The organism is Micromonospora sp. NPDC005298, assembly GCF_040607375.1.
In the GTDB taxonomy this organism is placed as follows: domain Bacteria; phylum Actinomycetota; class Actinomycetes; order Mycobacteriales; family Micromonosporaceae; genus Micromonospora.
Genome location: NZ_JBEXGP010000001.1, coordinates 199508 through 218355, shown reverse-complemented (window position 1 = coordinate 218355; position 18848 = coordinate 199508). Strand labels below are relative to the sequence as shown.

General features: G+C 71.9%; 17 protein-coding genes and 1 pseudogene. 8 read left to right on the top strand and 10 right to left on the bottom strand.

The features are described 5' to 3' along the window. Positions 1–53 precede the first annotated feature (53 nt). From ABZS77_RS01085 to ABZS77_RS01075, 3 genes are all read right to left on the bottom strand, one after another. On the bottom strand, positions 54–1208 hold the full coding sequence (locus ABZS77_RS01085) for a hypothetical protein (protein WP_354815217.1): 1155 nt from the start codon (positions 1206–1208) through the stop codon (positions 54–56). Positions 1209–1437: 229 nt separating this feature from the next. Beyond that, positions 1438–2604 carry a hypothetical protein gene (locus tag ABZS77_RS01080; RefSeq protein WP_354815214.1) on the bottom strand — a complete coding sequence of 389 codons (1167 nt, stop codon included), beginning with the start codon at positions 2602–2604 and terminating at the stop codon, positions 1438–1440. Continuing rightward, the gene (locus ABZS77_RS01075; RefSeq protein ID WP_354815211.1) at positions 2601–3131 is read right to left on the bottom strand and encodes a SigE family RNA polymerase sigma factor; all 531 of its coding nucleotides are present in this window, start codon (positions 3129–3131) and stop codon (positions 2601–2603) included. The genes ABZS77_RS01080 and ABZS77_RS01075 overlap by 4 nt, the downstream gene beginning before the upstream one ends. Positions 3132–3265: 134 nt before the next feature. Here ABZS77_RS01075 and ABZS77_RS01070 point away from each other — a divergent pair, with 134 nt between their 5' ends. The 4 genes from ABZS77_RS01070 to ABZS77_RS01055 are packed head-to-tail and all read left to right on the top strand — an operon-like array spanning position 3266 to position 6628. After that, positions 3266–5035 carry a proline--tRNA ligase gene (locus ABZS77_RS01070; RefSeq protein WP_354815208.1) on the top strand — a complete coding sequence of 590 codons (1770 nt, stop codon included), beginning with the start codon at positions 3266–3268 and terminating at the stop codon, positions 5033–5035. Positions 5036–5091: 56 nt separating this feature from the next. Beyond that, positions 5092–5517 (top strand): CBS domain-containing protein, encoded by a 426-nt coding sequence (locus tag ABZS77_RS01065; protein WP_354815205.1) that lies wholly within the window; start codon positions 5092–5094, stop codon positions 5515–5517. 26 nt (positions 5518–5543) lie between these two features. Further along, positions 5544–5972 (top strand): SufE family protein, encoded by a 429-nt coding sequence (locus ABZS77_RS01060; RefSeq protein ID WP_354815202.1) that lies wholly within the window; start codon positions 5544–5546, stop codon positions 5970–5972. Positions 5973–5992: 20 nt separating this feature from the next. Then, positions 5993–6628, top strand: a complete 636-nt coding sequence (locus ABZS77_RS01055; protein WP_354815198.1) for a DsbA family oxidoreductase — start codon at positions 5993–5995, stop codon at positions 6626–6628. 54 nt (positions 6629–6682) lie between these two features. Here ABZS77_RS01055 and ABZS77_RS01050 read toward each other — a convergent pair whose 3' ends face one another. The 5 genes and pseudogenes from ABZS77_RS01050 to ABZS77_RS01030 form a co-directional block, all read right to left on the bottom strand. Further along, complete coding sequence (locus ABZS77_RS01050) at positions 6683–7231, bottom strand: YbaK/EbsC family protein (RefSeq protein ID WP_354817062.1); 549 nt, start codon at positions 7229–7231, stop codon at positions 6683–6685. A gap of 83 nt (positions 7232–7314) precedes the next feature. Next, the gene (locus tag ABZS77_RS01045; protein ID WP_354815195.1) at positions 7315–7509 is read right to left on the bottom strand and encodes a hypothetical protein; all 195 of its coding nucleotides are present in this window, start codon (positions 7507–7509) and stop codon (positions 7315–7317) included. 74 nt (positions 7510–7583) lie between these two features. Next, positions 7584–8237 (bottom strand): GAP family protein, encoded by a 654-nt coding sequence (locus ABZS77_RS01040; RefSeq protein ID WP_354815193.1) that lies wholly within the window; start codon positions 8235–8237, stop codon positions 7584–7586. A gap of 63 nt (positions 8238–8300) precedes the next feature. Continuing rightward, positions 8301–9677: an MFS transporter gene (locus ABZS77_RS01035; protein ID WP_354815190.1), complete on the bottom strand. Its 1377-nt coding sequence runs from the start codon at positions 9675–9677 to the stop codon at positions 8301–8303. A gap of 58 nt (positions 9678–9735) precedes the next feature. Then, a pseudogene (locus tag ABZS77_RS01030) lies at positions 9736–10052 on the bottom strand (hypothetical protein). A gap of 162 nt (positions 10053–10214) precedes the next feature. Between ABZS77_RS01030 and ABZS77_RS01025 the strand changes: the two are divergent. Together ABZS77_RS01025 and ABZS77_RS01020 are read left to right on the top strand one after the other, a co-directional pair. After that, positions 10215–14648 carry a cation-translocating P-type ATPase gene (locus tag ABZS77_RS01025; protein WP_354815187.1) on the top strand — a complete coding sequence of 1478 codons (4434 nt, stop codon included), beginning with the start codon at positions 10215–10217 and terminating at the stop codon, positions 14646–14648. Between the two features lie 61 nt (positions 14649–14709). Next, a complete protein-coding gene (locus ABZS77_RS01020; protein WP_354815184.1) occupies positions 14710–15510 on the top strand; it encodes an MBL fold metallo-hydrolase in 801 nt (266 codons plus the stop codon). Positions 15511–15589: 79 nt separating this feature from the next. Here ABZS77_RS01020 and ABZS77_RS01015 read toward each other — a convergent pair whose 3' ends face one another. Further along, positions 15590–15883, bottom strand: a complete 294-nt coding sequence (locus ABZS77_RS01015) for a hypothetical protein (RefSeq protein WP_354815181.1) — start codon at positions 15881–15883, stop codon at positions 15590–15592. A 97-nt stretch (positions 15884–15980) separates the two neighbouring features. On the opposite strand from ABZS77_RS01015, the gene ABZS77_RS01010 reads away from it, so the two are divergent. Beyond that, on the top strand, positions 15981–16442 hold the full coding sequence (locus tag ABZS77_RS01010; protein ID WP_354815178.1) for a hypothetical protein: 462 nt from the start codon (positions 15981–15983) through the stop codon (positions 16440–16442). A gap of 6 nt (positions 16443–16448) precedes the next feature. On the opposite strand, the gene ABZS77_RS01005 is transcribed toward ABZS77_RS01010, so the two are convergent. Further along, entirely contained in the window at positions 16449–17009 is a 561-nt protein-coding gene (locus ABZS77_RS01005) for a peroxidase-related enzyme (protein ID WP_354815175.1), read from the bottom strand. Between the two features lie 1267 nt (positions 17010–18276). On the opposite strand from ABZS77_RS01005, the gene ABZS77_RS01000 reads away from it, so the two are divergent. Beyond that, positions 18277–18780, top strand: a complete 504-nt coding sequence (locus ABZS77_RS01000) for a hypothetical protein (protein WP_354815172.1) — start codon at positions 18277–18279, stop codon at positions 18778–18780. The last annotated feature ends 68 nt before the right edge of the window (positions 18781–18848 follow it).

Sequence of the window (18848 nt, the reverse complement as noted above, 5' to 3'; positions counted from 1 at the left end):
CCGGAGGGACCGGCCATCCCCGTGCGTGGCCGGTCCCTCGTCGTCCGCTCGGCTCAGCCCAGCAGGCCGCCCCACGGCTGGCCGGCGGGCACCTTGGCGCTGGCCAGCACCCGACCGTCGGCGGCGTACCGGACCAGTCGGTAAGCCGGCGCGCTGTCGGCCGGCGTCGCCGCGTCGACCTGGACCACCAGACCACCGTCGGCCAGGATCATCGCGTCCACGGCCTGCCCGTGCCCGGTGGGCTTCGTCCAGGCCCGGTCGAGGTGCGCCAGCTCGGTGGCCTTGCCGGTGGCCACGTCGACCCGGTAGTTGCGGAACTGCCATGTGCAGGCACAACCACCCGGGGAGGACGTGTGCGTGCTGATCACCAGGGTGCGGCCGTCGCCGGAGATCGCCGCCACCTTGCCGACCACCAGGCCGGCCGGTACGCGTGGGGTGACCGAGCGCGTGGTGCCGCCCTCGTTGCGCATGCTCACCGCCCGGCTGGTGACCTGGGCGATCCAGCCGTTCGACACGGCCGGGCACGTCGCCTGGTGGCTGGCGAGCACCTTCCGGCCGGTCCCGTCGGCGTTGACGGCGACGATCGTCCAGTCCCTGTCGCGACCCACGCCGTAGAGCACCCGCCCCGAGTCGAGCCAGTCCGGCGTGCAGGTCTGCTGGCCCTGTGTCGGGATGACGTGCGCCGCCGTGCCGTCGAACGCGCTGATCACCAGCTGGCCGGCGGATCCTTCCACCCGGGCCGCACGCCTGCCGTCCGGCGACACGGCGAGTGAACCGTCGATCTTGCCGCTGCCGCTGCCGGCGCGTCCCTCGCGTACCAGCTGCCACGTCCCGCCGGCGGTGCGCCGCCACACCCTGGCCGGATCGTTCTGCTTCTGGCCGGACTCCTGAGCGGTGTACCAGGTCAGCTGCGGCCACTGCACGGAGCTGGTGGCCGGGCGGGCGGGAGTGGCGTCCGGCAGGGAACCGCCGGCGCCGCCGGTCGAGGCCTCTCCGGCCGACGCGGTCTCGGCGGCGGCCGACGCGGTCTCGGCGGCGGCCGAGGTGCCGACGGCGGGGGCGGTCGTGCCGCTTCCAGCCGGGGCGGCCGCGACGTCCGAGCTGGCACCGCAGGCCGCGGCGCCGAAGGTCAGGAACAACAGGGCAGCCGTACCGGCGAGCGCGTGCGGGCGACGGACGGTGGTGCGGGCGAACGGGCCGAGGTTCATCGTTTCAGTCCTTTGTGGAAGGCGGTCGAGCTTGACACCACCCAAGACGAGCCCCTGGCCATGGCGAGTTGCCGCCGCCGCGCGCTGCTATACGACAGTCCGATCCGTTCGCGGCGGCAACCATTTCCGCAGTTCACGGAAGGTGATCAAACAGGCTCGACGGACGACGTGCGGACGGCGAAAGGGCGGCCCACCCGAGGGTGAACCGCCCTTTCGCGCGTGCCTGTCGTCAGTCGACGACGGCCAGGATCTGCATGTTCTTCAAGCTCGCCGGCTCGGCGGTCTCGGAGACCTTCCTGCCGTCCTCGTCCACAAGCAGCACCGCGTGCCCGCTGCCGGCCTCGACCCGGACAACCATCGAACCGTCGGACTGGAAATACACCTGCCGCAGGGTGCGCCCACCCAGTGGCAACGAAAACTCCTTACCCGTGCGGGTGTCCAGCACCACGTTGACCCGCAGGTCGCGAGCGCCGTCACCGGGATCCCCACGCAACTTGTGCCGCCGCAGGGCGACCCGGGAGCCGTCCGGGGCGAGACTGACGACGTCATCGGTTTGCCAGCCATTCGGGGAGAAGCCGGGGACGACCCGCTTCTTCGTGCCGTCCACGCCGTAGAGCGTGATCCCGTCGCTGACGGTCATTGCCATGGTCTGACCGTCAGCCGAGAAGAGGGCGTTGCAGGCCTCGGGTTCGGTGGCCCACCAGCGCACGGTCTTTCCCGTCGAGCGCGTGTCCACCACGCCGTATCGGCCGGGGCCACCCGCCTCCTTCAACTCCCTGAACAGCACCCGCCGCCCGTCCGGCGACCAGGCCGCGCCGACGCAGTACGGATCGACACCCGGGCGCACCTTCTGCTTGTCGGACCCGTCGGTGTCGGAGACGAAGAGGTCGTTGTTGGGGTCCACCCAGGCCACCCGGTCACCGTCCGGGGAGACGCCCATGTTGCCCCTCATCGCGATCTCGGGCAGCGTCAGCAGCCGGGCAACGCTACCGCCGGGGCGCCAGGACCGCAGGTTCCACGTCGTCACGCCGTTCACGTCGGAAGGACCGTAGAAGAGCTTTCCGACCTTCACCGAGGGCGTGTTCGTGCTGGACCCGCTGCTGGGCGGGGCGCCAGGCGTGTCGGCGCTGGTGGACGGCGTCGGGGTGGGCGACTGCGACGGCGAGGCCGTCACCGACGGCGTGTCGGCGGGCAGCGGCGGCGGAGACTCGTTCGGTCGGATGGCGAACGCGGTGCCGGTCGCCGCCGCGATCAGTACCAGCGCGGCGGCGGAGGTGGCGACCGTCCGCTGGATGCCGAGCCGGCGGGACGTGCGCAGCGTACGGTCCCGCAGGTCGACCGCGGTGACCTCGTCGGCCAGTGCGGCCAGGTCGAGCCGGAGGCGCTGGTCGTTCATCGGGTGCTTCCTTCCAGGACGTACAGCTCGGCGAGCTCGGGTGCTACGGCACGCAGTCTGGCCAGCGATTTGGCCGTTTGGCTCTTCACGGTGCCGACCGTGACTCCGAGCAGTTCGGCGGCCTCCGCCTCGGTGCGGTCCTCGAAGAAGCGCAGCACCAGTACGGCACGTTGCTTCGGCGAGAGCTTCGCCAGTGCCGCCCGCAGGGTGAGCCGCAGGCTGGTCTGGTGGGCGTGGTCGGGGGCCGAGTCGCCTCCGCGTGGCTCGGGCAGGTCGCCCGGCATCGACTCGGGTACCCGACGGCGTCGCCACCAGGACACCTGTAGGTGGTACATGGTCTTGCGGGTGTACGCCTCGGCGTTGCCGCTGTGGTGCAGACGGTTCCAGGAGCGGTGGGTCCGGGCCAGCGCCGACTGGACGAGGTCCTCGGCCAGGTGCTGGTCGCCGGTGAGCAGGTAGGCCGAGCGCAGCAGCGCCGGTGTGCGGGTACGGACGAACGAGTCGAACTCACTCAGCAGAGGGTCCACACGGGCCGATCCTTCAGGTAGTGGTGCGGGGTGGTGTGCTGCCTCCCCAGACGCGGCCCGGGGCGGCGATGGTTGCCGTGCCGGCAGGTCCGAAACGGGTCGCTCATCCCGCCGAGGGGTCCTACGCTGCGCCCATGCTGCTGCGCATGTCGACCCTTCTGCTGCGGACCCTTCGTGAGGATCCGGCCGACGCGGAGGTGCCGAGTCACCGGCTGCTGCTGCGCGCCGGTTACGTCCGTCGCGCCGCGCCGGGCGGCTACACGTGGCTGCCGCTGGGCAAACTGGTGCTGGACCGGATCACCGAGATCGTCCGCGCCGAACTGACCGCGATCGGCGACCAGGAGGTGCACTTCCCGGCGCTGCTGCCCGCCGAGCCGTACCGGACGAGCGGCCGGTGGACGGAGTACGGCGACGACATCTTCACCCTCGCCGACCGGCGCGGTGCCGAGCACCTACTGGCGCCCACTCACGAGGAGATGGCGGCGCTGCTGGTCAAGGACGTGTTCACCTCGTACCGGGATTTCCCGGTGACGCTGTTCCAGGTGCAGACGAAGTTCCGCGACGAGGCGCGGCCCCGGGCCGGTCTGCTGCGCGGCCGGGAGTTCCTGATGAAGGACGCGTACTCGTTCGACCTGGACGAGGCGGGGTTGCGGGACGCGTACGCGCGGCATCGGGTGGCGTACCAGCGGATCTTCGAGCGATTGGGCCTTGAGCACACGGTCGTGCACGCCATGTCCGGTGCGATGGGCGGTTCGGCGTCGGAGGAGTTCCTGGCCGCGACCCCGGTCGGTGAGGACACCTTCGTCGGCTGCACCGCCTGCGACTACGCGGCCAACACCGAGGCGGTGGTCACCCGGGCGCCCGCCGCTGGTGATCCGGCCGCGCAGCCGGCCGTCGAGGTGCACGACACCCCGGAGACCCCGACGATCGCCAGCCTGGTGGAGCTGGCGAACGACCGCCGGCTCGGCGGTCGGGACGGCTGGACCGCCGCCGACACGTTGAAGAACGTCGTGTTGACCGTCCGTCAACCGGGGGCCGAGCGGGCCGAGCTGCTGGTGATCGGGTTGCCCGGTGACCGGGAGATCGACCTGAAGCGGCTCGGCGCCGCGCTGGAGCCGGCCCAGGTGGCCGTCTTCGACGGGTGGGCCGAGCATCCGGAGCTGGTCCGCGGGTACATCGGCCCGCAGGTGCTCGACAAGCTGGGCATCCGCTACCTCGTCGATCCCCGGGTGGTGCCCGGGTCCGCGTGGTTGACCGGGGCCAACGAGCCGGACCGGCACGCGACGGACGTGGTCTGCGGACGGGACTTCACGCCCGACGGGACGATCGAGGCGGCCGAGGTGCGCGCCGGTGATCCCTGCCCCGACTGCGGCGACGGCGAGCTGACCATCCGGCGGGGCATCGAGATCGGGCACATCTTCCAACTCGGACGCCGGTACACCGACGCGTTCGCGGTCGACGTGCTCGGTCCGGCCGGCAAACCGGTCCGGCCCACCATGGGTTGCTACGGCATCGGTATCTCGCGGGCGGTCGCGGCCATCGCCGAGCAGCACCACGACGACCGGGGACTCAGATGGCCGGCGGCGGTCGCGCCGTGCGACGTACACCTGGTGGTGGCGGGCAAGGGACCGCAACTCGACGCGGCGCTGGAGCTCGGCGGACGCCTCGCGGCGGTCGGTCTGCGGGTGCTCGTCGACGATCGGACGCACGTCTCGGCCGGGGTCAAGTTCACCGACGCCGAGCTGATCGGCATCCCGCGCACCGTCGTGGTCGGCCGCCGTCTCGCCGAGGGGTACGTGGAGCTGCGCGAGCGGACAGGTGACGGGCGCGCGGAGTTGACGGTGGACGGTCTGGTCGAGCGGATCGTCGACGAGGCGCGTCGGGAGCGTGCGAACCTGGTGTAGCGGGCGCGTCACGGGGTAGTGCAGTTCGATCGGGTGAAAACGCTTCGGAGGCTCTCATGACCGGTTACCGGGTCAGCGACGTGATGACCAAGCAGGTGGTCTACCTGCCGGTGGAGACGACCCTGGACGAGGCGGCCAGGGTGATGAAGGAGGCGGACATCGGCGACGTGGTGGTCACCGACGGCGCCAGTCTCGCCGGCATGCTCACCGACCGGGACATCGTGGTGCGGGCCGTTGCGGAGAACAGCTCCCCGGCGGCCACCACGATCGGCTCGATCGTCACCCGTGAGGTCGTGATGATCGAACAGCACTGCACGGCGGGTGAGGCGGCGACCCTGATGCGCGACCGGGGGATCCGGCGGGTGCTGGTCTGCGACAGCGAGCGCAAGCTCGTGGGGATCGTCTCGCTCGGCGACCTGGCCATGCAGCTCGACCCGACGAGCGCGCTGAGCGAGATCAGCGAGCAGTCACCGACGGTCTAGGAACGGGCCGGCGGTAGCCTCGACGCATGGCTGACATGCCGGCCCGACTGGCCGAGATCGTGGACGAGTTCGCCGCCGCGCCGCGGGACCTGGTGCTGGAGATGCTGCTGGAATACTCCGACGCCATCCCCCCGCTGCCCGACGGCGCTGCCGACCGCGAGGGCATGGAGCAGGTGCCGGAGTGCCAGACGGCGTTCTTCCTGCGCGCCCGGGTGACGGCCGAGGGCACCGTGGAGACTCTCTTCGACTGTCCGCCCGAGGCACCCACCACCCGGGCGTTCGCCGGCATCCTCGCCGAAGGCCTGGCCGGCGCGAGCGCCGAGCAGGTACTGGCCGTGCCGGACGACCTCTACCAGCGGATGGGGTTGGCGCAGGCGATCAGTCCGCTGCGGGTACGCGGCGGCACCGCGATCCTGGGCCGGCTCAAGCGGCAGGTCCGGGAACAACTGGGCTGACCGGGCAGTTGGCACCGGGCATGGAGATCGAGATCTACGCGGACCTCGTCTGCCCCTGGTGCTACATCGGCAAGCATCGGCTGGAGCAGGCCCTCGCCAGCTACGACGGCGACGTGACGGTTCGCTACCGACCGTTCCAGCTCGACCCGTCGCCGGTCGCGGAGCCCCTGCCGCTGGTGCGGGCGATGGCCGCCAAGTTCGGCGGGCCGGAGCGCGCCCGGCAGATGTTCGACCACGTGACCGCCGTCGCGGCGGGTGACGGGCTGCGGCTGGACTTCGACCGGGCGGTGATCGCCAACACCTTCGACGCGCACCGCCTGGTCGCGTACGCCACCGACCACGGTCGGGCCGGTGAGATGGTGGAGGCGCTGTACCGGGCGCACTTCACCCAGGGCGTCGACCTCGGCTCGCGGGAGGCGCTGGCCGCCGTCGCCGGCGAGGTCGGCCTGGACGCCGCCGACGCGCGCCGGTTCCTCGACTCGGACGAGCGGGCCGACGACGTCACCGCGGACCTGACCACCGCCCGGGAGCTGGGCATCACCGGCGTCCCGATGTTCGTGCTGGCCGGGAAGTACGCGGTGTCCGGCGCCCAGGAGGCGCAGACGCTGCTCGCCGCCCTCGCCGAGGTCGAGCAGCGTGAGGCCGCCACCGACTGAACCCATCGACAGTTGTGATGTTTCACGTGCAACGGTATCGATGCCGATGCCTGGTCAGACGGGTCGGGCCAGGCCCTCCACCACCTGCGCACCCGGCAACGCGCCCAGCGCCGGCCCCGGTAGGGCGATCTTGCTGTGGCGTACGCCGGATCCGATGATGACGTGCGGCGTGGCGATCACCCGCGAGTCCACCAGGATCGGCCACTGCGCCGGCAGCCCGATCGGCGTGATGCCGCCGTACTCCATGCCGGTCAGCTGAACCGCGTCGTCCATCGGGGCGAAGCTGGCCTTGCGGACGTCCAGCGCGCGCCGGGCCACCCCGTTCACGTCGGCCCGGGTGGTGGCCAGGACGATGCAGGCCGCGTAGCGGACCACACCCTCACGCTTGCCGGCCACCACGACACAGTTGGCCGACACGTCCAGCCCCACCTCGTACGCGGCACAGAACGCGGCCGTGTCGGCGAGCTCGGCGTCGATCGGCGCGACCAGTACGTCGTCGACGTCCACCGGCGCTTCGGCGGGCCACTGCGCCACGGCCTCCGCGACCGGAGGGGCAAGCAGGTCGAGGCGGGCGCGGGCCGGTTCGGTCTTCAGCGTTCCCATCACGGGTGCGATCCTCGCATCCGTCCCGCCGAACCGCCCGGCGACTCCCGCGCCACCCCCGGAAGCCACCTCCGTGGCGCGACTCAACTGCCCGCCAGGAACGCGTTGTCGCTCATGAAGGACCGGTCGCGGGCGGCCGCCAGTTCCTCCTCGCGTCGGGCCCTGGCCCGCTGTAGCTCCAGATCCTCAAGCGCGTGCCGGACACCCAACCGGATCACGCCGTAGAGGAAGACGAAGCCGAAGACGTAGAGGATCACGGTGGTGACGACAGCGAACATGCCGTCACGGTAAGGCGAACGTGAACGGTCGCAGCTCTCATCTCCGCCCGGTTCCCCCGTACGTGTCCGACGGCTCACCCCGAGCGCACCAGATCCACCACGGTCAGCAGTGCGAAGAAACCGATCAGCACCTCGTTGACCACCCAGGAGTGCCCCTCGGCCCACTCCCGCAGGCGGGTCAGCAACCGCACGGCGCGCGGCCCGAGGAGCAGCAGCGCCAGCAGCGGCAGGGCGAGGAGCACGACCGTGACCAGCACGAACGGCAGCAGGTCCCACCACGGGAGGTCGTGCCGGGCGACGCTCGCGCCCACCGCCGCCATGGTCAGGTCGTCGCTGGGCGTCACCACGAAGAGCAGCGCGCAGAGTCGCGCCGCCCGGGCCGGCCCGGCATGCCCGAGGTCCCCCAGCCACCGCGGCGGCCCGGCCTGGTGCCGCCGCAGCCACACCACCGCGGCGAGGACGACCAGCAGGACGAGCACCACCAGGTCGATGGCGGGACCCCGGTCGACGCGGCCGGCGAAGGCACCGGCGTCGCTGGCCACACCGCCCACCAGTCGGGTGAGCAGCCAACTCCCGGTCACCCCGGCGGTCACCACGAGCCCGCCACCGAGGAGGAAGCCCAGCGACGCGGCCCGGGGCCGATCCGACGAGGCGAGAAAGACGGCCACGACCACCTTGGTCCCGGCGACCATCACCACGGCCAGCGGCAGCACGGTCAGGAAACTCATCGCCCGCCATCCTCCCGGCCGACAGGCGTCGGACGGTGCCGAATCTGCGGATCACCAACCCGGCTACGCGCTCGCGCGCACCACGACCCGGCCGGCCAGCAGCGTGCCGAGCAGCGCCAGGCCGGCGGCGACCGCAAGCGTCGACGCGTAGCTGGCCGGCCCCGGCGCGCTACCGGCCGCGAGCACCGCCCCGGTGAGCGCCAGCACGGTCGCCGCGAAGAGCGAGTCGCCCAGTTGCAACGACGAACTGTTGCGGCCCTGCTCGCCGGGGGCGGACAACTCCAGGGTGAGCACCGACAACGACGGGTAGAGCAGTCCCATACCGAGACCGGCGACCGCCCAGCCCAGCACGGCGACGGCCACCGGCAGCTCGGGCCGTACGGCGAGCGCCACCGTGGCGGTGCCGACGGTGATGCAGCCCAACCCCGCGCGCGGCAGGCTCGCCCGGGACGCCGGCACCGGAATCCGGCCCTGGATCCACGAACCCACCGACCAGGCCAGCGCCCCGACCGTGAGGACCAGCCCGGCTGCGGTCGGCGACAGGCCCCTCTCCCGCGAGAGCATCAACGGAATGACCACCTCGGCGCCGACGAACGCCGCCGAGGCCAGTCCGCGGAGCCCGATCACGGTGGGCAGGCCACGGGCTGCCCGCAGGAATCCGGCCGGCAGCAGACGCGGGGCGCAGAGCAGCAGGCCGACCACCGCCACCGCGACCAGCACCAGGGCGGCGGCGCCGCGCTGCTGCCCCCCGACGTGCAGCAGTGCGGCGCTCACCGCCGCCCCGCACGCCCAACCGATCCGGGCCGTCGCGCCCGCCGGCAACCCGGTCCGCACCGACTCGCCGAGCGACCGCAGGCCGGGATGGATCAGCAGGACCGCCGGCACCGCAACCGCCGGCACCGCCAGGAAGACCCACCGCCAACCCAGGTGCTCCACGATCAGGCCGGCCACCGCCGGACCGACCAGCGACGGTACGACCCACGCCGCCGCGAACGCGGCGAAGATCCGCCGGTGCAGATCCTGCGGGTACGCGTGCCCGACGATCACGTAGAGCGCCACCGCGAGGAGCCCGGAGCCGAAGCCCTGCACCACCCGGCCGACGACCAGTGCGCCCATCGTCGGCGCGGTCCCGGCGATCAGGAGCCCCACCACGAACCAGGCGACGCCGTGCCACATCGGTCCCCGTGGGCCGCGCGCGTCACACCAGATGCCGGACACCACCATGGCCAGCACGTTCGTGGCGAACGGTCCACCGAACGCGATCCCGTACAGCGCCAGCCCGTCCAGGCTGCGGGCGACCGTCGGCATGGCCGTGCCCACCGCCAGCGCCTCGAACGCGAGCAGCGAGATCAACGCGACGCTGCCCACGGTCATCGCCCGCAACCGGGGCGCGAACAGACCGGCTGTGGCCGGTACGACGACAGTGGCGGGACTCGGCATGCACCGAGCCTGCGACCTCAACCCGGATTCATGTCAACCAGCGGTGACCCGGCTCTCGTCAGGCCTCCTTGAACGCCTCACCGATGCCGCCGACGAGGCCGGAGAAGTGCTGGTCGGTGAGGACGTGCCCGGCGGTGATCGCCAGGGCGAGCGGCCACTCGATGACCTGGAGTGCGACGAGCAACCCCATACCGGCGTAGTAGGCGATCCGGTCCGGCGGTGGCACCGCCACCTCGCCGAGCATCGGCAGGTCCATCCGTCGGCTGTACATCCTGACGTTCTCGCGCGGCCCGTTCAGGTGTCGGCTGAGTGCGCTCATTCCGGCCTCCCCGTGTCCGGTGACGGTCGCCGAATTCCACCGGCCACCTCGTCCATGCGCCGACGACGCCGGAAACTTCCGCTACCCGGGGGGCATAACGGATGGCAGGTCGGGAAGCCAGGCCGCCGGACGTGAGGGCGGTGGGAGGACGAGATGGCCGAGGTCAGCACCAGCAGCAACAGGGAGCCGGGCCGGCGTCCGTCCAGCCGTACGCCTCGATGACGGCGGCGGGTCGCGCCGCGGGACGCATCCTGCCGTCCTTCGGTGTGCCGCATCTGGTCGGTGAGGCGTCCCGGACGGTCGGGGAGGCGGCGACCCGGGTGGCCCGGCAGGTCGGGTTCACCCGGCGGCGGGTCTGGTCGCGGCCGGGTCGCCACCACATCGAGGTGCACGGTGTCTGCCAGGAGGGCGGTGACCAGCTCGCCCGTCAGGTGGAGGGCGCGCTGGAGCGGATGCCCGGGGTCGCCTGGGCCCGGGTGAACGCCCCGTCGGGCCGGGTCGTGGTCGCCGTGGAGTCCCCGCAGCCGAAGCTGCGGGACCTGATCGCCACGATCAGCCGGGTCGAACGCACCTGCGACCACGAGCCGGACCCGGAGATCCCGCCACCGCACCCGCCGGAGGAGGGGCCGCACACGCCCCGCACCCTCGGCGCGCTCGCCTCGGACGCGCTGGGCCTGAGTCTCTGGGCGGCCACCCGGATCCTGCCGTTCGCACCGCTGCCCGGTGAGGTGGCCGGCCTGCTGGCGGCGGTGGACCTGCAACCCAAGCTGCACGCGCTGCTCGGCAAGCCGCTGCGTTCCGACCCCCGCGCGGATGTCCTCTTCCCGCTGGCCGAGGCGGTGGTGCAGGGCCTGGCCGGCCGGTGGCCCGGCCTCGTCCTCGACAGCGCCCAACGGCTCGTGCAGTGGGGCGAGGATCGGGCCCAGCTCGCCGCCTGGGAGAAGGCCGAACCACGGTTGACCGGCGACCCGGAGCGGGCTGTCGCCCGGTGGCCGGTGTCCGACCGGCCCAGGCCGAAGCCGAAGGGCCTGGTCGAGCGGTACATCGACCGGGCGCTCGCCGTGGGCGCGGCGGCCGGCGCGGCGGCGATACCGTTCGCCGGGCCCAAGCGGGCAGCCGCGCTGGGCCTGTCGACGCTGCCCAAGGCCCCGGGCAGCGGACGCGAGGGGTACGGCGCGCAGCTCGGCCGGATCCTCGCCCGGCGCGGGGTCATCGCGATGGACCGTGGGGTGCTGCGGGAACTGGACCGGATCGACACCCTCGTGCTGGACGCCTCGGTGCTCGGCTCGGACCGGGGCGTGCTTGCCGATCTGGCCCCGGCGACGGGTGCGGACGTCGACCAGGTGGCGGAGCGGGCCTTCGCGCTGTTCGACCCGGAAGACCCGGCGGGTTCCCGGTCGGCCGACGGCTGGCGACTCGAACCGCTGGATCACCCTCCGACCGGCGACATCCCCGACGGGGAGCGGCTACGCGCCGCCGGTGGGCAGCTGCTCGGCCTGTCCCACGACGACCGGCTCGCCGCGCTGCTGCGGGTCGAGCCGGAGCCCGCCCCGGGCGTCGACGGGCTCCCGTCCGCCGCCCGCCACGCCGGCCTGCGGCTGGTGGTCGCCGGGGGCGACGAGCAGCGGTACGGCTTCGCCGACGCGATCCTGCCCGGAGGTGACCGGCTGTGCGAGTCGGTACGCGCGTTGCAGCGCGACGGCGCGGTGGTCATGCTGCTGTCCGCGGACCGTAGGGCGCTCGGCGCGTCCGACTGCGGCCTCGGGTTCGCCCCACCGGAGGACCTGCCGCCGTGGGGTGCGCACCTGCTGGTCGGCGCGGACCTGCGGCTTGTCGCCCTGGTGATCGAGGCGACCGGGGTGGCCCGGCGTACCGCCCAGCAGAACGTCCGGCTGGCCATGGCCGGCGCCGGCCTGGGTGCGCTCGGCGCGCTCACCGCACCGCCGGCCCAACTGCCCCAACGGTCACTCGTCGCGAGCAGCGGCTCCGCCGGGGTGGCCTTCGCGAACGGGGTCTGGCAGGCCCGTCGGCTGCACGACCGGTCGCAGGCCCCGGCGCCGGTGGCGACCGCCTGGCATCTGATGCCCGTCAGCACCGTGCTCGACCACCTGCGTACCACGCCTGACGGTCTGTCCAACGCGGAGGCGCAGCGCCGGCACCACGACTCGGGTGCGAACGGCGACGCCGCGCCCGGCGGTGGTGGCCTGCTGCGCGCCTTCGTGGACGAGCTGTCCAACCCGCTGACGCCGGTGCTGGCCGCCGGGGCGGTGCTCTCCGCCTCGTTCGGCTCGCTTGTCGACGCCGCGCTGGTGGGCGGCGTGGTCGGCGGGTCAGCTCTGATCGGGGCGGTGCACGAACGCAACACGGAACGGTCCCTGGCGGAACTGCTGTCCCGTTCGGCGGTGACCGCCCGGGTCCGCCGGGACGGTGCCGAACGGGTGGTCGCCGCCGAGGACCTGGTCCCGGGGGACGTCATCGTCCTGGAGCCGGGCGACTCGGTGCCCGCCGACTGCCGGGTGATCGAATCGGTGGGGTTGGAGGCGGACGAGTCATCGCTGACCGGCGAGTCGCTTCCGGTCGCCAAGAACGACCGACCGGTGGTCGCCGCCGCAGTCGCCGACAGGCACTCCATGCTGTACGAGGGCACCACCGTCGCCGCCGGTCACGGCAGCGCGGTGGTCGTGGCGACCGGCGCGGACACCGAGGCAGGGCGCAGTCTGGCCCTGGTACGGCAGGCGCCACCGACCAGTGGCGTGGAGGCCCGGCTCGGCTCGTTGACGAGCGCCGCCATCCCTCTGGCCGCAGGCTCGGCGGTGGCGGTGGCGGGCGCGGGCCTGCTTCGGGGCGTACCCCTGGCCGAAACGGCGGCGACCGCCGCGAACCTCGCCGTGGCGTCGGTGCCGGAGGGGCTGCCGTTCCTGGTGAGCGCGGCGCAACTGGCGGCGGCCCGGCGGCTCGCCGAGCACGGCGCGTTGGTCCGCAATCCGCGCACGATCGAGGCGCTGGGCCGGGTGGACGTGCTCTGTTTCGACAAGACCGGCACCCTCACCGAGGGCACGTTGCTGCTCGCCGGGGTGGGCGACGGCGTCGGTGACCGGTACGCCCCGGTGGACCGCCTGGACGACCGGCTGCGGTTGACGTTGGCCGCCGCGCTGCGGGCCACACCCGAGGCGGCGGACCCGGAGCAGTTGGCGTTGCAGACCGACCGGGCCGTTCGGCGGGGCGCGGCCACGGCCGGGGTGGTAGAGCAGACCGGCGCCGCTGGCTGGCGGGCCGCCGGAGGGCTGCCGTTCGAGCCGTCCCGCGGCTACCACGCGAGCATCGGCGAGACCGACGGTCATCTGCTGTTGAGCGTCAAGGGCGCCCCGGAGACGGTGTTGCCGCGGTGCACGACCCGGCGCACCGACGGCCGCCAGGAGCCGCTCGACGACGCGGGCCGCGCGGAACTGCAACGGACACTCGCCGAACGGGCCGGGGCGGGGCACCGGATCCTTGCCGTCGCCGAGTGCCAGGTCAACGATCCGAAGGTGGCCGACGGGGACGTGCGGGGTCTGACCTTCGTGGGTTTCCTGGCCCTCGCGGACGGGGTGCGGGAGAGCGCCGCGCCCGCGGTACGGCGGATCCGGCGGGCCGGCGTGCACACCATCATGATCACCGGGGATCATCCGGCGACGGCCGAGGCGATCGCGGCCACCATCAGCGAACACGACGAACAGCGGGTGGTGACCGCCGGCGAGTTGGACCAACTGGACGACGAGACGCTCGCCGAGCGGCTGGCCGACACCGACGTGGTGGCCCGCTGCACCCCGGCCCACAAGGTACGGATCATCCAGGCGTTGCAGAAGTGCGGGCGGACCGTGGCGATGACCGGTGACGGCGCCAACGACGCACCGGCGATCCGGCTGGCCGACGTCGGCATCGCCCTCGGCCAACGGGGCACCCCGGCGGCGCGTGCCGCCGCCGACCTGGTGGTCACCGACGACCGGTTGGAGACCATCATCGCCACGCTCGTCGAGGGGCGGGCGATGTGGTCGTCGGTGCGGCACGCGCTCAGCATCCTGGTCGGCGGCAACCTCGGCGAGATCGCGTTCAGTGTGCTCACGGCGGCGGCGACCGGTCGTTCCGCGCTCACCGGACGGCAGCTGCTGCTGGTCAACCTGCTCACCGACCTGGCGCCGGCGCTGGCCATCGCCGTCCGGCCACCGGCCGCGGACCGCACCGATCGTCTGCTGCTGGAGGGCCCGGACGTGTCCCTCGGCGAGACCCTCACCCGGGAGATCAGCCTGCGGGCGGCAGCGACCACGCTCGGGGCGACCACGGGCTGGACGCTGGCCCGCTACACCGGCCGGCGACGGCGGGCCGGCACCGTGGCCCTGGTCTCCCTGGTCGGCACCCAACTCGGCCAGACCATCCTGGCCGGCGGAACCAGCCCGGCGGTACTGGCGTCCACGGCGGCGTCGCTCGGCGTGCTCGTCGTCGTGGTGCAGACCCCCGGGGTCAGTCAGTTCTTCGGCTGCACCCCCCTCGGGCCGGTCGGCTGGAGCATCGGGGCGGGGTCGGCGCTCGGCGCCACCTTCGCCAACGGCGCGCTCACCAGACTGGTGGAACACCTGCCGCAGGCGCGGCCCGCCGCCGGGCACTCCGGGAACTGACCGCCGTTCCTCCGCTTGGCCGCCGGCAGCCGGGGTACCGCAGCCGGAGGAGGTAGCAACGATGGTCGAGCAACCAGAGGTGACGTTCGTCGGCACCGCGACGACAGTGCTGCGGATCGGCGGGTTCACCCTGCTGACCGACCCGAACTTCCTGCACCGGGGCCAGCGGGCGTACCTGGGCAAGGGTCTGTGGTCGCGCCGGCGCACGGACCCGGCGCTGCGCATCGCCCAACTTCCCGAGCTGGACGCGGTGGTCCTCTCGCACCTGCACGGCGACCACTTCGACCGGGTCGCCCGCCGGGAACTGGACCGCGGGCTGCCCATCGTCACCACGCCCGCCGCCGGGCGCAAGCTGCGCCGCTGGGGCTTCCGGGCCGCGGAGGGCCTGCCGACCTGGTCGTCGCGAGAGCTGCACCGCGACGGTACGACGGTACGACTGACCTCCATGCCCGGGAAACACGGCCCGGGTGCCGTGGACCGGCTGCTGCCCGACGTGATGGGCACGATGATCGACGTGGAACGCGCCGGCCAGCGCGAGTTCCGTCTCTACGTCACCGGTGACACGTTGAACCGGCCGCTGCTCACCGCCATCCCCGAGCGTTACCCGGGCATCGACGCGATGCTGATCCACCTCGGCGGCACGAAGGTCGCCGGGATCCTGCTCACCATGGACGCCCGGCAGGGCGCCGACCTGGTGGAGCTGATCCGACCGAAGCTGACCGTGCCGATCCACTACGACGACTACCCGGTGTTCCGCTCCCCGCTGGCCCACTTCGTCGACGAGGCCCGCCGGCGCGGTTGGGTGAGGCAGGTGCGCACCATCGCCCGCGGCGAGACCCTTCCCCTCACGCCGCCCGACTGACCGACAGGCACCTCACCTCCGAGGGGTGTGACGCCGTCCCTCCCACCCTGCGGCGACCATGCGACAAGGCTGGAACTCCTCACACGTCGTCACGGGGTGGACCCGACTCCGCCCGGCAGCGACCGCCGCGAAACTCCACGCCCGGCACGCCGTCGGCGATCCGGCTGAGGTCCAGCACGCTCGCCAACGACAGGTGGAGGTCGGTGCGCAACTCGGCGGTCGCCGTCTCGACGTCGTCGTCCTCGGTGGACCAGTCGATGTCGGCCGAGCGCAGCTCGCCCACTGCGTGGGCGGTGACGGCCGCCGGATCGGTGACCACGAGGTCGATCCGGCAGTAGACGTGCAGCGTGACCGGTGCGCGGGTCTCATCCACCGGATGAGCATGACGAACCGCCACCGCCGGCAGCGACCGAGGGGGGCGACGGCAGCGGATGTACCGGTCATTTGATCTCGACATCTAACCTTGCGGCATGTCGCCCCGATCGGCCGGCGGAGCCCGTCCGAAGACCTCGCCGGCCCTTCCACTGTCGTTGCTGCTGCCGTCCGCCCTGATGGTGCTGGCGGGGGCCACCGACGACCGCGAGCCACCCCCGCCGGCCGGCCTGCTGACGACGGCGACGGTGATCGCCACGGAGCCGGCCCACCGCGCCCAGGACGCCTACGTGCTGGTACGCGTCGACACGGCCGACGGCCCCACCATCTGCGCCATCGGCTCGCGCGCCTTCCACGACCGACGCCTCCCACCGCTGAGCCACGAGCTGACCGTCGACTACACCGCGACCGGGTGCGCGCCAGCACCGGTCAACGGCGAGATACCCAGGTGGGCGATCATCGCGATGGGCGCCGGAGGGTTCGCCATGTCGATCTTCTGGCTCTGGGCCGGTCCGCGCCTCGGACGACTGGACCGCTGGCGACGCCGCCGCCGCCGCTGACAGCCGTTACCGGCGAATGACCTCCTGCTCCAGTACGCCCAGATAGCCGTGTGCGGCGATCCGCTTCGCGCGGTCGGTGTAGAAGTCCGGGTCGTCCGGCAGCGCCGTGGCCAACCCGTCGACATACCTGTTGAACATGCAGAACGCCGCCGCGATCAGCACCGTGTCGTGGATCTCGACATCGGTGGCACCCTCGGCCCGGGCGGCGGCCACCAGTTCCTCGGTGACCTCCCTGCCACCGCGCTGAACCGCGCCGGCTACGTCGAGCAACGCACGCATCTTCGCCGACAGGGGCGCGCCGTCGACATCGTCGTGCACCTGCTCGACCAGGGTCATGCCCTCAGGAAGCTGCGCCGCCGCGTACGCCGCGTGGGCGGAGTAGCAGTACCGGCATTCGTTGAGGCCCGACACATAGGCGGCGATGAGTTCACGCTCACCCCGGGTCAACGTACCCGGACCACAGAGCAGCGCCTCGACCAGCCCGTTGAGCGGCAACGCCGTCTCCGGCCGGAACCGGAACAGACCGCGAATCCCAGGTTCGTTGGTGTTGAGGGCGATGTGTGGCATACGCACTCCTTCGTCGACCCGCCGACAAGTCGGGCCTCGTGAGATGGACTGCCGTTCACCCTGAGCCACGTCCATCGATCTCGTCAACACTCCGGATTGCCCCCACACGGCTGACCTGCACGTCCTTTCGTGCCATTCACGACCGACGCGGCCCGCCACGCACCAGCGCGGCAGGGGGTTCTCGCATAGCCCCTTGTGCTGCCTGACCGAAAAGATCCCGCTGGCCCGTCTTGCCGACCTCCGAGGAAAGGCCGGGTTCGGGGCGGAGCCCCGAACCTCTGACCGCCCGCTAGGCTCCTCGCCTCAACGTCAGTGTCCGGGAGCGTGCGTGATCAAGCTGTTCAGGGCGAAGAAGTCCGCGTGCCGCTGTCGGCCCCAGTGGCCGGCTCTCGTTACGGAGATGAACGGTCACGTCATGCCGTGCCAACCATCCGAGCACGGCAGTCCAATGACCAGGATCTTGGAGCTGTCAGCCAGGTGCGCCGAGTGCTCCGCGACCTACCCGGGCAACTTCATCATCGAACCAGGCACGCCGCCTCCGTTCGAATGGGCGCACGAGCCTGAGAACACCGTGTGTTCCTGCGAGCCACGGTGGCCGAAGCTGATGGTCAAGCTGCGCGGCCAGTGGTACCTCGGCTCCCCGGGTACGGACGGCCAACTGGTGGTTGACGGCGCAGCGGAGCGAGCCTTCTGCGACAGCTGCGGGGCCCGCTTTCTGGGGGACATGGTGGTCGACCTCGATGACAGGTCGCACCTCGAAGGTCCTCACGAGACGTAGCAAGTGCGGCCGGCCGGTTATCCGTGGCCTCTGGCAAACAGCGCCACCACTGTCGGATTGTGCGTGCTGAGGCCGATCCGCTGCGCCCAACGTCCGAGGCCGACCAGTCCGATCTCGTGGGCCTCTTGTTCAGTGCCAGCCGCGACGACCGCGCTCAGCGTGGTGGCACGATCGCCAATCTTCGATATGGCGATCGGCAGGGAACGGCGTGATCCCTGGCCGTACTCCGGACCGACAATCAACCAAGGAAAGTGCTGGTGGAGCCCAGGGGACTCGAACCCCTAACCCCTGCCTTGCAAAGATCAAGACTGCTGTCGGCCGGCGTCAGTGACCGCCGTTGACCTGCTCGCCGTGTCGTCTCGCGTCGACCGCGGGCCGTCTCCGTCGGCCGGCTTGGCTGTACGGATGGCTGTACAGCCAAGACCCCCTGCTTGACCCAGAGCCCGGCACTTCGGGACCATGCCCGGGATTAGGCGACCGGGGGATCACATGCACGTACGCCGCAGGTTCGAGGCGACCGACGACTCAGGCTTTCTTGCTCTGGTCGACCACCACGCGTACCAGGGGTTCGTCGGTGCCGACTGGACGTACGACACGCTGTTGGCTCACTTCCGTGCCGCAATGGCGGAGCGCTCCCTGCTGCTGTGGGGCACGGGACGGGAAGACCTTTGGACTGTGGACGTGGTAGTCGACGGACTCGCGCCACCAGCGGGGTTTCGGCAAACGATCGGGTCGATTCAGGTGACGGCCGGGCAGCTCCACCTGACGAATTACGAGTCGTTGACGATGGCCGCGCAGTTCAACGATGTGCACCTGCCTGAGCCCCACCTCCAGGACCTAGTCTTCGAACTGCGCAACGGGATGTACCGATGTGAGATCGTCCAGCTTGAAGACCCGGACGACGAGCAGCGCGCTGTGCCGGACTTCGTCCTCACCCTCGCAACTGGCTCAGCAGTCGAGCCTTGGCGCGAGCCACCATGGCACGAGGCATAGCGAGGTTGCACCCTCGGTTTGGAAGAGCGCGATCAACGGGCTGAGATGCCCGAAACGCCTGCGGCCAG